Annotated in this window: 1 protein-coding gene; it reads left to right on the forward strand. The window is 61.0% G+C overall.

The window, feature by feature from the left end; translation table 11 throughout:
• Nucleotides 1-37 precede the first annotated feature (37 nt).
• Nucleotides 38-500, forward strand: a 463-nt coding sequence (locus EN780_RS37390; protein ID WP_245500296.1) for a LodA/GoxA family CTQ-dependent oxidase, incomplete at its 3' end; no start/stop codon positions are given.

Here is a 500-nt window from a genome sequence, read left to right on the forward strand (position 1 = left end):
AGTGACGCTCGCGAATAGTAAGGCTGCCGGCTTGGAGATGACTGCCGGGCCTGGCCTAGGCGACTCCCTCGCTATCGTGCCGAACACTCAGGGGGTGCGCCGAAACGTTCCGCCAGCGGGCGGGAACGTCCAAGACTTCGTTGCCTCGGTCGATTTCACGGTTGCGGGGCTGAACCAGCCGTTTGGTCCCCGCAAAACCGGTACCGTAGGAGGTGTGGATGTATTTCTAGGGGAAGTGTGTACGGATGCGAGCGGCCGGCTGGTCGTTTTGGGCGGCGAAGGAAAGTCACAAAGCTGGGTGGCACCGGCGCCAAGGCTAGAGGATTACCTCAATAATCCCGGTTGGTTCGACGATGTTGCGGACGGGCCGGTAGACGCGACGATCACCATCGCGGGTCAGCCCGGTGCAGTGCCCGTCAATGAAGGCGCCTGGGTCGTTATTGGTCCGCCCGATTTCGCCCCCGATGTAGTACCGATTGTGAGCCTCTATGACATCATGT

It is taken from the genome of Mesorhizobium sp. M4B.F.Ca.ET.089.01.1.1 (genome assembly GCF_004022605.1).
GTDB lineage: Bacteria > Pseudomonadota > Alphaproteobacteria > Rhizobiales > Rhizobiaceae > Mesorhizobium > Mesorhizobium abyssinicae.